Genomic DNA, 12,867 nt, shown 5'->3' on the forward strand with positions numbered 1-12,867 from the left:
TGGAATTGCCATGGACTGGTTCAGCGCGGACGGGTTTGAACTGGCGCGGCAGGTGCTCCAGCGCGGCATCGCCGCGGTATACCTGATTGCGTTCCTGTCGGCCGCCGCACAGTTCCCGGCCCTGCTCGGCGAGCACGGACTGCTGCCGGTGCCGCGGTACCTGGGCTGGTCCAGGGCACGCGGGCCCACGCTGTTCAGCCGCCGCTACTCGGACCGGCGGCTGCTGGCGGTGGCATGGACCGGGGCGGCGGTGGCGGCGCTGCTGGTGGCCGGGCTGCCGCAGGCCGGAGCCGCCTGGCTTCCGCTGCTGGCGTTCCTGCTGCTGTGGGGCCTGTACATGTCGATCGTCAACGTCGGGCAGACATTCTATTCCTTCGGCTGGGAGACCCTGCTGCTGGAGGCCGGCTTCATGGCCGCCTTCCTGGGTTCCAACCGGGTCGCCCCGCCGGCGCCGATGCTCTGGCTGTTCATCTGGCTGGCCTTCCGGCTGGAGTTCGGCGCCGGCATGATCAAGATGCGCGGGGACCGCTGCTGGCGGGACTTCACCGCGCTCTACTACCACCATGAGACCCAGCCGATGCCCGGCCCGCTCAGCTGGTACTTCCACCACCTGCCCAAGCCGCTGCACCGGGTCGAAGTGCTCGGCAACCACATCGCCCAGCTGGTGATGCCGTTCCTGCTCTTTGCGCCCCAGCCGGTGGGCAGCATCGCCGCCGCCGTCGTCATTGGCACGCAGCTGTGGCTGGTGATCTCGGGCAATTTCGCCTGGCTGAACTGGCTGACCATCATCATCGCGTTCGCCGCTGTCAGCGACCGCGCGGTCGAAGCCGTGCTGCCGGGGCCGGACAGCCTCACCCCGGGCTACGGCCCGACGCCGGTCTGGTTCACCGCCGTCGTGCTGGCCGCCGCAGCGCTGCTGGTGGTGCTCAGCTGGTGGCCGGCACGCAACCTCTTCTCCCACCACCAGCTGATGAACACCAGTTTCAACCGCTGGCATCTGGGCAATGCCTACGGTGCGTTCGGGTCAATCACCCGCCAACGCTATGAAATCATCGTCGAGGGCTCGCTGGACGGCACCGCGTGGCGCGAGTACGAGTTCAAGGGAAAGCCCGGGGACCCCGGCCGGATGCCCCGGCAGTTCGCCCCCTACCATCTGCGGCTGGACTGGCTGATGTGGTTCCTGGCGCTCGGTGCCCGCGGGGAGAACTGGTTTGTTCCGTTCCTGCACCGGCTGCTCGAGGCGGACCGGCCGACCCTGCGCCTGCTGGCCCGGGACCCGTTCGACGGCGCGGCGCCGACATACGTGAGGGCCAGGGTCTTCCACTACCGGTATTCGACCTGGGCGGAGAAGCGCCGGACCGGCCTGTGGTGGATCCGCCGGCCGGCGGGGGTGCTGATCCAGCCGCTGACGCTGGCGGACAGCACCCGCCGCCGGTCCTGGCTGGGCGGATGGGACTGATGCCCCTAGACGGTGGCCGGTTCGCGCAGGCCCAACTGCGGGGTCGGCACCTTGTAGGTCTCCCGGGCCGTCAGGGCCGACACCGCAGCGATGGCGCAGATGATGGCGGTGAAGATGCTGGTGGCCACCCAGCCGCCGGGCTGGAGGCCGCCCATCGCGGCGACGATCGAAGGCGCGAAGCCTGCCATCAGGAAGCCAAGCTGGGTGCCGATCGCCAGCCCGGAGAAGCGGACGTGGGTGGTGAACATTTCGGCGTAGAAGGAGGGCCACACGGCGTTGGCCGCGGCGTAGGCGCAGGAGAAGACCAGCAAGGACAGCGCGAACTGCAGCAGGGTGTTGCCCGACTCCATCGACAGCAGGTACAGCGGCATAAAGAGGGCGCTGCCGACGGCACCGTAGATGAACACCGGCTTGCGCCCGATCCGGTCCGCAAGGCTGCCGAAGAACGGCTGGGTGAACAGGGCGCCGACGTTGCCGGCGACCACCAGCCAGAGGGTGATGCCCTCGTCCACGTTGCCGACTTCGGCACCGTACTTGATGGCCAGGGTGCCGTAGACGGTGGAGACGGCCGCGATGAAGGCGCAGCAGATCACGCGCAGCACGTCGCGCCAGTGGTCCCGCAGCAGCACGCTGACCGGCAGCTTGGCGACCTCGTTCCTGGCCTTGGCCTCCTCGAAGGCCGGGGTCTCGTGCAGCGAGCGGCGGATGAAGTAGGTGACGATCACCACGACGGCGCTGAGCCAGAACGGAATGCGCCAGCCGATGCTGTACTTGATCTCGTCGGGCAGGGCGACGACGGGGATGAAGATCATGGCCGCCAGGATCTGGCCGCCCTGGGTTCCGCTCAGGGTCCAGGAAGTAAAGAAGGACCGGCGGTTGTCCGGCGCGTGCTCCAAGGTCAGGGAGCTGGCACCGGCCTGCTCGCCGGCTGCGGAGAGGCCCTGCATCAACCGGCAGACCACCAGGATGGCGGGGGCCCACCAGCCGATCACGTCAAAGCTCGGAATGCAGCCGATCAGGAAGGTGGCCGCCCCCATCAACACCAGGGTGAACATCAGGACCTTCTGCCGGCCGATGCGGTCGCCGAAGTGGCCTACGAACACGGCACCGATGGGGCGGGCAATGTAGGCAAAGCCGAACGTCGCCAGCGACATGATGCCAGCCTGGGCGCCGGCGTCGGGGAAGAAGACGTGCGGAAAGATCAGTGCCGCGGCCGACCCGAAGATGAAGAAGTCGTAGTACTCGACCGCGCTGCCCATGAAGCTGGCCAGTGCGGCCTTGGCCGGCGTTTTCTGGTGTTCAGCGCTGGTGCCGCCCGTGGGCGCCGATGCTTTCATGACGTCTCCTTAGCTGGTTTGGGAGGGGGAATCCCAGGGCCTGGCTTCCGGCGCGGAATACCGGGCGGCCATCTGATGATTGTGCGCTATCCGAACACATGTGCATGTTTCGAACGACAAACCAATGTAGTCCAGCGCACACCTGTCACGCAAGGCCCTTTCGCCGATTCGTGCGATATGCGTACAATCGTGCAGAAATCGAACAAACGGAGGGACAACCGTGAGCACCGTGTCGGAATCGTATTTGGTCGGACTGATCGGCGAAGGGATCACCATTTCGCTGACCCCGCCGATGCACGAACGCGAGGCCGACCGGCAGGGAATCCGCTACCTGTACCGGCCGATCGACCTCTCCGTGATCAACCGCCCCGGCGAGGCCGTCGGGGACCTGCTGCGCCAGGGCCGCGACCTGGGCTACAACGCCTTCAACATCACGCACCCGTGCAAGCAACTGGTGCTGGAGCACCTCGATGAGATTTCCGACGACGCCCGCCGGCTGGACGCGGTCAACACGGTGCTGGTCCAGGACGGCAAGCTGATGGGGCACAACACCGACTTCTCCGGTTTCGGCACCGCCCTGGCCCACGGCCTGCCCGGCGCCGGGCTCGGGTCGGTGGTGCAGGTCGGCACCGGCGGCGCCGGGTCCGCCGTCGCCTACGCCCTGCTCAAGTCCGGGGTCCGTACGCTCACCCTCACGGACCTGGACGCCGGGCGGGCCGCCGCCCGCGCCGCCGCCCTGGCCGTGCTCTTCCCGGACCGGCAGGTAGGCTCCGTGCCGGCCGGCCAGCTCGCGGACGTCCTGGCCGCCGCCGACGGCGTGGTCAACGCTACGCCGGTAGGCATGCACACGCACCCCGGCCTGCCGCTGGACACGGACCTGCTCGAGCCCCGGCACTGGGTGGCCGACGTCATCTACCGCCCGGTGGAAACCGAACTCATCAAGGTTGCCGCGGCCAAAGGCTGCCGCGTGCTCGACGGCGGCCATATGGCCGTGGGCCAGGCCGTGGACGCGTTCCGGCTGATCACCGGCCTGGCACCGGACCCGGCACGGATGCGTGCCCACTTCCTCGAACTGCTGGCCGAGGGCCGCTGACCCCCTGACCCGGAAAGGTACCGCCCCGATGCGCACCTCCATTGCCACCGTCTGCCTCAGCGGCACACTGGAAGAGAAGCTGCACGCCTGTGCCCAGGCCGGCTTCGACGGCGTCGAAATCTTCGAGCAGGACCTGCTGGTCTCCCCGCACAGCCCGGCCGAGATCCGCGCACTGGCGGCCGAACTCGGCCTGAGCCTGGACCTGTACCAGCCCTTCCGCGACTTCGAGGGTGTGGACGAGGAACTGCTGGCCGACAACCTGTACCGTGCCGAGGCCAAGTTCAGGCTGATGCGCGAGCTGGGCATGGACCTGATGCTGCTGTGCAGCAATGTCGGCACGGCGACCATCGACGACGACGAAACGGCCGCGGCCCAGCTGCGCACCCTGGGCGATCTGGCCGCCCGGTACGGCATCCGGATCGCCTACGAGGCGCTGGCCTGGGGCAAGTTCGTCAACGACTTCGAACATGCCTGCCGGCTGGTCGAACTGGCCGACCATCCCAACGTCGGCACCTGCCTGGACAGCTTCCACATCCTCTCGCGCGGCTGGGACCCGGCCGGCATCGAAAAGATCCCGGCGGAAAAGATCTTCTTCGTCCAGCTGGCCGATGCCCCGCAGCTGAGCATGGACATCCTGTCCTGGAGCCGGCACTACCGGGTCTTCCCCGGCGAGGGCGCCTGGGAGCTGGACAAGTTCCTGGGCCACCTGGTGCGCAGCGGCTACACCGGGCCGGTGTCGCTGGAGATCTTCAACGACGTCTTCCGCCAGGCGGACGAGGTGCGCACCGCCGTCGACGCCATGCGCTCGCTCATCTGGCTGGCCGAACGCACCTGGGTGCACCTTCAGCAGACCGACGGTCCGGATGCGCACTACCCGATGGAGCTGGCCACGCTGCCGCAGGTCCCCGAGCCCACCGGCTTCAACTTCGCCGAAGTCAAGGCCGAAAGCACCAAAAAGCTCCAGACCCTGCTGGGCCAGCTCGGCTTTGCCTGCCGGGGCCGGCACCGCACCAAGCCCGTGCAGCTGTGGACCCAGGGCCGGGCCCGGATCATCATCAACGGGCAGCAGGCCCGCAACCAGGAGCCGGCCATTGCCGCGCTCGGCTTCGATGTCGCCGACCCGGTCCGGGCCGCCTCCCGCGCCATGCAGCTGAAGGCGGCCCCGGTGCCGCGCCAAAGCCAGGCCGACGAGGAGGTCCTGCAGGCGGTCAGCGCGCCGGACACCACCGAAGTCTTCCTGTGCCAGGGCACCCCCGACGGCACCGCGGCCTGGACCCGGGAATTCGGCCGACCCGCGGACGCCGCGGCGCCGGCCGGCCGGGAACTGATCAGCCACGTGGACCATGTGAACCTGGCCCAGCCCTGGCAGCACTTCGACGAGAGCGTGCTCTTCTACGAGAGCACGCTGGCACTGTCCCCCAGCCCCTCCACCGAGGTCCCCAGCCCGGTAGGCCTGGTCCGCAGCCAGGTCATGCGCACCCGGGACGGCGCGGTGCGCCTGGCCCTGAACATCGCACCGCTGGTCATGGAGAAACCCGGCCCGTCCTCGGAGTCGGCCTATCCGCAGCACATCGCCTTCGCCTGCACGGACGTGATCGCGCTGGCCCGCGACGCCGTCGGGCGCGGACTGGAATTCCTCAAGATCCCGGCCAACTACTATGCGGACCTGCAGGCACGCTTCCGGCTCGCGCCGGAACTGCTGGCCACGCTGCAGGAGCTGAACCTGCTCTACGACCGGGACCAGCACGGCGAGTTCCTGCACTTCTACACCGCCACCGTGGGCAGCGTGTTCTTCGAGGTCGTTGAACGCCGGAACGGCTATGACGGCTACGGCGCCCCGAACGCCCCGGTGCGGCTGGCGGCACAGTACCTGCTGACCAAACAAGGCTAGAATCGCTGGGTACGCCCGGCGCAGTTCGGCCCGGCCCGGGAGGAGAGATGGAAAGCATGACACCTCAGACCGATATGGAAAACGGCGGACATCCCGCCTACTGGGTGAAGTCCGTGGAGAAGACCTTCTCGGTCCTGCTGGCTTTCAGCGCCGATGAACCGCGGCTGACCATCACGCGGGCGGCGGCCAAGGCCGACCTCAGCCGTGCCGCGGCCCGGCGGTTCCTGCTGACCCTGGTCGACCTGGGCTACCTCCGGATGGACGGCAGCCACTTCGAACTCACCCCGCGCTGCCTGGATATCGGGGCGTCCTTCCTGGCCAACCTGTCACTGCCGCAGATCGCCGAGCCGCACCTGAAGGAGCTCGCCGTCGACCTCAACGAGACGGCCTCGCTGTGCGTCCTGGACGGCGCCGAGATCGTCTACCTCGCCCGGGTAGCTGCCCCGCGGCTGCTCAGCGTCTCGGTCAACGTCGGCACCCGCTTTCCGGCCTGGGCCACGTCCATGGGCCGGGTGCTGCTGGCCGGGCTGCCGGAACGGGCGCGGGAGGAGTACTTTGCCTCGTTGAGCCTGCAGCCGTTCACGCACCACTCGGTCAGCAGCATCGACCGGCTGCGTGCCGAGGTGGACCGGGCCGGCGCGCAGGGCTTCTCGATGGTCTCCCAGGAGCTCGACGACGGCCTGCGCGGCGTGGCGGTGCCGGTGCGCCGGGGCAACGACCTGATTGCCGCCATCAATGTCTCGCTGCAGACCCACCGGGTGCCCGAAGACGAAATCGCCCGGACCGTGGTGCCGCAGCTGATCCAGGCGGCGCAGAGCATTGCCGATGATTTCGGCGGCCGCCGCGCCGCTGCCAGCTGAGGCCCCCTCCCCTCCCCGGCCAGCCCCTGCAAGAATTGGCCGGTAAACGTCCGGCGGGTCCTTGTGACCCATCCGTGAGGGAGGGGCGTCTGGAGACGAAGCCGAGCACCCGGCTGGCGGACGGCCGGGAGCTGTTCTATTTCGACGACGGCGGGACCGGTCCGGTGCCGCACGGGGCACCGGACCGGCGCCGGCTGCCGGCGCGGCCGCCGGCCGGCGAACTGCGTTACGACGTGCTCACCGGCGAGTGGGTGGCCGTCGCGGCCCATCGGCAGGACCGCACCCACCTGCCGCCGGCGGACGAATGCCCGCTCTGCCCCAGCATCAACGGCCGCCGCTCCGAAATCCCGGCCGCGGACTACCACGTAGCGGTCTTCGAAAACCGCTTTCCCTCGCTGGGTCCTCAGCCCGTGCCCGCCCCCACCGCCCCGGGCTGGGGCAGCGCGGCCCCGGCCGGCGGCCGCTGCGAGGTGGTGGCCTTCACCTCCAGCCACACCGGCAGCTTCGCCGGGCTCGGCCACCGCCGGGTGCGGACGGTGATCGATGCCCTGGCCCACCGGACCCAGGCCCTGGGCGCGCTGCCCGGGGTACAGCAGGTCTTCTGCTTCGAGAACCGCGGACCGGAAATCGGCGTCACCCTGCACCATCCGCACGGCCAGATCTACGCCTACCCATTCCTTCCTCCGCGCGCCGCGGCCATGGCGGCCGCCGCCCGGCGCCATTACGACGACGCCGGGGGCCGGGGCACCCTCACCGCCTCGGTGCTGCAGCGCGAACGCGAGGACGGCAGCCGGATGGTGCTCGAGGGCCGGCTGTTCAGCGCCTACGTGCCCTTCGCCGCGCGCTGGCCGCTGGAGATCCATCTGGTCCCGCACCGCCAGGTGGCGGACCTGGCCGGGCTGGACGGTGCCGAACGGGAGGAACTGGCGGTGCTGTTCCCTCAGCTGCTCGGCCGGCTCGACGCCCTCTACGGCACTCCCACCCCGTACATCGCCGCCTGGCACCAGGCCCCGGTGGACGGCTACTACCGCCGGGCCAGCCACCTGCACCTGCAGATCACCTCGCCCCGCCGGGCCGCCGACAAGCTTAAGTACCTGGCCGGCTCGGAGGCGGCGATGGGCACGTTCATCAACGACACCACGCCCGAGCAGGCCGCCGCCCGGCTGCGGACGGCGGTACCCCGTGGCTGATCCGGGACCCCGCCCGGCCGGGCTGGCCGATGGTTTCGCCCGCCTGTTCGGCTACCCGCCGGAAGGCATCTGGGCCGGCCCCGGACGGGTCAACCTGATCGGCGAACATACCGACTACAACGCCGGCTGCGTGCTGCCCTTCGCCATCGACCGGCAGAGCCGCGCCGCCCTGGCCCGCCGCACCGACCGTACCGTCCGGCTGGCCACCATGCTGGCCCCGCGGCAGATGGTGGTCACCGACCTGGACGCCGTCGGAACCGGCCGGGCGGGCGGCTGGGCCGGCTATCCGCTCGGGGTGGCCTGGGCGCTCGGGAGGGCAGGCGTGGACGTGCCCGGGTTCGACCTGCTGGTCGATTCCACCGTCCCCGTCGGCGCGGGGCTCGCGTCCTCCGCGGCACTGGAGTGCGCCGTGGCCGTCGCCCTCGCCGAACTGACCGGTGCCGGACTCAGCCGGCAGCAACTGGCCGCCGCGGGCCAGCGGGCCGAGAACGACGTCGTCGGCGCCCCCACCGGCATCATGGACCAGGCCGCGTCGCTGCTGGGCCGCGAGGGCGCGGCCATATTCCTGGACTGCCGCACGGGCGCGGCGGAGCCTGTCCCGCTGGACCTGGCGGCGGCGGACCTGGGCTGCCTGGTCATCGACACCAAGGTCGCACATGCGCACGCCGCCGGCGGCTACGCGAACCGGCGGGCCGCCTGCGAGCGTGCGGCATCGCTGCTGGGGGTGGCCTCGCTGCGCGAACTGGCGCCGGCGGACCTGCCTGCGGCCCGGCGGCGGCTGGACGAGGCCGGCTTCCGGCGGGTGCGCCACGTGGTCACCGAAAACGACCGGGTGCGCCAGGCCGTCGGGCTGCTGCGCGGCCCGGGCCCGCTGGCCGTCGGCGGTCTGCTGGATGCCAGCCATGCCTCGCTGCGGGACGACTTCGAGGTGTCCTGTCCCGAGCTGGACCTGGCGGTGGCATGCGCCCGCGCGGCCGGCGCCGCCGGAGCCCGGATGACAGGCGGCGGATTCGGCGGCTCGGCCATCGCGCTGGTGCCGCGGCCGCTACTGGCGGCGGTCCGGCAGTCGCTGGCGGAAGCCTTCGCGGCACGCGGCTATACCGCGCCGGACACCTTCACGGTCAGTCCCTCCGCCGGAGCCCGTCGGCTAAGCTAACGTTCGCCGCTCCTGCCCCGGTGGACATGGGCAGCGCCCACAAGTTCGGCCAGGCCCTCCACCGCATCGGCCAGGGACAGTCCCGGCGCGGCAGCCAGCAGCGGCAGCAACAGCCGGTCCTCCTTGTCCAGGTGCAGCGCGAAGATCCTGTCCATGACCCCGGCGGCTACCGCGCCGGCCACGCCGTCCGCGCCTCGCAGCTCCTCCAGCAGGCCGACGATGGCCCGGTGCTCGGCCAGCATGCCCTCGACCAGGAGCCGGCCCTCGGCCAGGTCCGCCGCCGGGCCGTAGAGCCGGTCCTCCTCGGCGAGGGCGTGCGGGAGCAGCTCGGTCTCGCACCATTCCACCAGCACCGCGTGGGCGTCATGTTCCGCCACCGTATCCCGGGCGGCCACGGCCTTCGCCAGCGCGTCGGCCAGGGACTTCAGCCGGTGCCGCATCTGTTCGTGGTGGTGCCGCATGGCTGCCCTGGCGGCCTCGCCGTTGTTCGTTTCCCCGGACTGTGCATTCATCGCCTGCTCCTATCTGTGCGTGCTGCTGTCCATGGTGCGTTCGCCCGCTTCCATGCCAGGATCGGCCCGGACGATCAACACCGGGCAGGGCGCATGGGCGGCGCAGGCGGTGCTGACCGAGCCCAGCAGCCGGCCGGCGAAACCGCCGCGGCCGCGGCTGCCAAGGACCAGCATCCGGGCGCCGCGGCCGGCGTCGATCAGTACTTGGGCCGGGTGACCATGGACGGCATGGGAAACGATCTGAGCCGGCGGCCGGTCGCCAAAGGCGCGGCCGAGGGCGTCCCGGAGCACCTTCTCGGCTTCCTCGGCAGGATTCCAGAGCACCGGGGTGAAGGTCCCCGGAGCCGCCTGGTAGTTCCAGGCTGCGATGGCCTCCACCGGGCTGTCCAGCGCGTCCGCGAAGACGCGGGCGTGGCGCAGCGCCGCCACGGACAGATCGGAGCCGTCAACGCCGACGATGATCGGTTGCCGTCCTTGGTCAGTCATCCCCTACATCCCACCTTGCCTCCGGGCAGTGCAGCCCCAGACCAGTGTCTTCCCCCTGCTGGGCCGGCACAAGGCCTCCGGGAAGCGGGCCGCACCGCCGCCGGATTCCCGCCGGTGCGGCCCGCTGCCTGCAGCCGGCACCTTGTCCGCCGCCGGATCCCGGTGTAGCGTCCGGGCATGAGCCTTGACCCTGTCGAAACGAATCCGGAACAGTACCGCGTGGTCCTGGAGAACGACAAGGTCCGGGTGCTCGAATTCACCGACCGGCCCGGGGACAAAACCAGCCCGCACCGGCACCCGGACAGCGTGATGATCACCCTGGGCCCCCTCCGTCGGCGCGTATCCGGTGACGGCCGGGAGGCTGACGTGGTCCTGCAGGCCGGACAGTCCTGGTGGCTCCCCGCGCAGGAGCACACCGGCGAGAACACCGGGGATTGGCCCAGTCACGTGATCTTCGTCGAACTCAAGGAGCCGGCTGCGGAACCGGAGCCTCCCGGCGGGACGCCATCACGGTGAGGGGTGTGGCAGTTCGCAGTCGATTTTCGGATTGACCCCGGTGTAGTTCAGCGGACCGACGGCAATCGCCGCGGCGACAGTGCCGGCCTCGGCGCAGTTTTCCGGAGCGGAGCCGAAGTACCCGCGCTGTGCCGCCGCCAGCACGCCGATGGCCAGCCAGACCACCACCAGCAGTCCCAGTACCGATCCCACGCGCATCGTGTCCTCCCGCCCCGGGCAACGAGTGGCGGCTGCGGACGCCTCCACTTGTTGCCGCTGTGCAGCAGATTATCCGCCCGGTGGCTTCGGCGGTCCAGCCTTGCGGGGCTTACATCCTGCCGTACCGGGCACGGATCATCGCGAAGATTCCGTAGCAGATGAATCCGGCCGCCACCGCGGTTAGGACATAGACACCGTAGGGGTGGTCCCGCAGGGCCTTCAGGCTGCCGTCCAGTCCGGTGGACTCGGCCGGATCGTGCTTGACCGAGGCAATGACGATCAGCAGCCCGACCAGTCCCAACGCCACACCCTTGGCAATGTGCCCGAACACGCCCAGGACCGTGAGCAGCTTGCCGCGTTTGGAGTCCCCGAAGTGCAGCTCCTGCTTGAACCCCCGCCGCAGCGCTTTGACGACGAAGTATGCCCCGATCCCGATCACCAGGACGCCGATACCGATCAGCAGCGGCAGTCCGAAGGGTGCCGCCAGCAGCGAGGCGGTAATATCCCGGGCGGATTCGCCGGAATCCGAACGGCGGCCCAGCGCGAAGCCGGCAAAGGTCAGCGCCAGGCCCGCGTAACCGATGCTCAGCCCACCGGAGGAAATGGCCTTCTCCACCCGCACGCGCCGCCGCCGGCGCCGCACACGCAGCGTCGCCTCGCTCAGCTGCCACAGCGACAGGCCGGCGCAGCCGATGAATCCGGCCCACATCAGCACCGGCCCCAGGGCGCTGTCGGCTAAGAGCTCGACGGCGCCGGCCGGGTCTGCGTCTCCGTGGCCGCCGAAGGCAATGGCCAGCGCGATCCCCCCGACGAGGATGTGGAGCAGCCCGGTGACGCCGAAGCCGAAACGTGCCAACACATCCAGTGTCCGGGTGTTGGACAGCTCTTCGGCAGCATCGGCGGCCTGGGCGCCGGCCTCCCGGGCACTGTCGGGTAGACCGAAGTCCGCCATGTCGCCTCCTGCCGCAGCGCTGCTGAATCCAGTTTCGTCCCTCCCGCCGCGCAGACGGTAGGCACTGGTAGGAACGGAGCTCTCAGGCGTCGCAGCCGACGCCGTCGCCGTCGCGGTCAAACTTGCTGTCCCAGCCCGGATCGCCGGCCCGGATGGGCGCGGCGCCGGCAGCCTTGACCGCCGCGCAGTTCTGGTAGACCACGGTGGACGGTGCCGGCTCCGCCGCAGCCGTCCCCGGTGTCGACGAAGACCCGGCGGTGGTGCGCTTGGCCGCATCCGCCGCCGAGGGCACCGGCTCCGCCGGGCACGAGGAGAGCACCTCGGCGATCGCCGTGCGTTCAGCCTTGGTCATCCACAGCCCGTACTTGGCCTTGACTGCCGTCTGCCGGGCGACGTACCGGCAGCGGAACTTCTTGTTCGGCGGCAGCCAGGAGGCTGCGTCGGAATCGGACTTGGCGCCGTTGGTCGGCCCGTCGGCAGCAATCAGGTTCAGCGGATCGTTGGCCAGCGCCTCCCGCTTCGCGGCAGGCAACTGCTGGGCGCCCTTCTGCCAGGCATCGGAGAGGGCGACGACATGGTCGATCTGCACCGCCGTGCTGGTGGCATTGCCGCGGACAAAGCTGATCGTCGCAGCCGTATACGGATCCTTCAGCGTGCCGGTGGTGACAATGCAGCCGTGGGTGCCGGGCTTGTGGCCGGTTTTGAGCAGGTCCCGGTTCAGGACGTCGTTGCGCGCGTCGCAACCGTTGCCGTCCGGGTCCTGCCAGCCGTTGCCGAACTGTTCGCGCGTGTAGCCGGTCTTGGGCGCCCGGCCCTTGACCGCCACGGTCTTCAGCAGCGCCAGGGCCGTACCGGCCCGGGCGGGCTGCGTTAGGTTCGTGGCCGCTGCCGTGTTTTCGGCCGGCGCGGCTCCGGCGGCCCCGGGCTGTCCGCAGCCGGCGGCGCCCGCGGCGATCAGGACGGCCGCGAGAAGGGACAGGATCTTCGTCTGTGGCTTAACGTTCATGGTCCTCGGATGCTCGAATTGGAACGTTTAATAGTACGGGAAGACCGGCCGTTGCCCGGGCACTGGCGCCCGCCCGGCAGCAGCAGCCGGAACGGCAGGAAGGGCCCCGCGCAGCGCGGGACCCTTCCTGAGGTGTTTCGGGCCCTCAGGCCCGGGTGGCGGCCGGGGTTACCGTGTGCTCCCGGCAGCGGCGGCTGCGCGGGCCTCGGCC

Annotated in this window: 13 protein-coding genes; 7 read left to right on the plus strand and 6 right to left on the minus strand. The window is 70.2% G+C overall.

Annotation, left to right across the window (positions count from 1 at the left end):
- The first annotated feature begins 10 nt into the window (after positions 1–10).
- Complete coding sequence (locus LVY72_RS03920) at positions 11–1,459, plus strand: lipase maturation factor family protein (protein ID WP_237818130.1); 1,449 nt, start codon at positions 11–13, stop codon at positions 1,457–1,459.
- 5 nt (positions 1,460–1,464) lie between these two features.
- Here the strand turns inward: LVY72_RS03920 and LVY72_RS03925 are convergent, their stop codons facing one another.
- Positions 1,465–2,796, minus strand: a complete 1,332-nt coding sequence (locus tag LVY72_RS03925; protein ID WP_237818131.1) for an MFS transporter — start codon at positions 2,794–2,796, stop codon at positions 1,465–1,467.
- 220 nt (positions 2,797–3,016) lie between these two features.
- Between LVY72_RS03925 and LVY72_RS03930 the strand changes: the two genes are divergently transcribed.
- From LVY72_RS03930 to galK, 5 genes are all read left to right on the plus strand, one after another.
- The gene (locus tag LVY72_RS03930) at positions 3,017–3,889 is read left to right on the plus strand and encodes a shikimate dehydrogenase (RefSeq protein ID WP_237818132.1); all 873 of its coding nucleotides are present in this window, start codon (positions 3,017–3,019) and stop codon (positions 3,887–3,889) included.
- A 28-nt stretch (positions 3,890–3,917) separates the two neighbouring features.
- On the plus strand, positions 3,918–5,780 hold the full coding sequence (locus tag LVY72_RS03935) for a bifunctional sugar phosphate isomerase/epimerase/4-hydroxyphenylpyruvate dioxygenase family protein (protein ID WP_237818133.1): 1,863 nt from the start codon (positions 3,918–3,920) through the stop codon (positions 5,778–5,780).
- 56 nt (positions 5,781–5,836) lie between these two features.
- Entirely contained in the window at positions 5,837–6,640 is an 804-nt protein-coding gene (locus tag LVY72_RS03940; RefSeq protein WP_237818134.1) for an IclR family transcriptional regulator domain-containing protein, read from the plus strand.
- A gap of 74 nt (positions 6,641–6,714) precedes the next feature.
- Complete coding sequence (gene galT / locus LVY72_RS03945; protein ID WP_237818135.1) at positions 6,715–7,830, plus strand: galactose-1-phosphate uridylyltransferase; 1,116 nt, start codon at positions 6,715–6,717, stop codon at positions 7,828–7,830.
- On the plus strand, positions 7,823–8,986 hold the full coding sequence (galK, locus tag LVY72_RS03950; RefSeq protein ID WP_237818136.1) for a galactokinase: 1,164 nt from the start codon (positions 7,823–7,825) through the stop codon (positions 8,984–8,986). The genes galT and galK overlap by 8 nt, the downstream gene beginning before the upstream one ends.
- Here galK and LVY72_RS03955 read toward each other — a convergent pair.
- Entirely contained in the window at positions 8,983–9,498 is a 516-nt protein-coding gene (locus LVY72_RS03955; protein WP_237818137.1) for a hemerythrin domain-containing protein, read from the minus strand. The two genes, galK and LVY72_RS03955, sit on opposite strands and share 4 nt — an antisense overlap.
- Positions 9,499–9,507: 9 nt before the next feature.
- Positions 9,508–9,984: a universal stress protein gene (locus tag LVY72_RS03960; protein ID WP_237818138.1), complete on the minus strand. Its 477-nt coding sequence runs from the start codon at positions 9,982–9,984 to the stop codon at positions 9,508–9,510.
- 177 nt (positions 9,985–10,161) lie between these two features.
- On the opposite strand from LVY72_RS03960, the gene LVY72_RS03965 reads away from it, so the two are divergent.
- Positions 10,162–10,500 carry a cupin domain-containing protein gene (locus LVY72_RS03965; RefSeq protein WP_237818139.1) on the plus strand — a complete coding sequence of 113 codons (339 nt, stop codon included), beginning with the start codon at positions 10,162–10,164 and terminating at the stop codon, positions 10,498–10,500.
- Here LVY72_RS03965 and LVY72_RS03970 read toward each other — a convergent pair.
- The 3 genes from LVY72_RS03970 to LVY72_RS03980 form a co-directional block, all read right to left on the minus strand.
- Positions 10,492–10,698, minus strand: coding sequence for a hypothetical protein (locus tag LVY72_RS03970; RefSeq protein ID WP_237818140.1), 207 nt, complete (start codon positions 10,696–10,698; stop codon positions 10,492–10,494). The genes LVY72_RS03965 and LVY72_RS03970 overlap by 9 nt on opposite strands.
- Before the next feature lie 109 nt (positions 10,699–10,807).
- Positions 10,808–11,650: a DUF1206 domain-containing protein gene (locus LVY72_RS03975; protein WP_237818141.1), complete on the minus strand. Its 843-nt coding sequence runs from the start codon at positions 11,648–11,650 to the stop codon at positions 10,808–10,810.
- A gap of 82 nt (positions 11,651–11,732) precedes the next feature.
- Positions 11,733–12,656, minus strand: a complete 924-nt coding sequence (locus LVY72_RS03980) for a GmrSD restriction endonuclease domain-containing protein (RefSeq protein WP_237818142.1) — start codon at positions 12,654–12,656, stop codon at positions 11,733–11,735.
- Between the last annotated feature and the right edge of the window lie 211 nt (positions 12,657–12,867).

The sequence above is a fragment of the Arthrobacter hankyongi genome, assembly GCF_022012395.1.
GTDB lineage: Bacteria > Actinomycetota > Actinomycetes > Actinomycetales > Micrococcaceae > Crystallibacter > Crystallibacter hankyongi.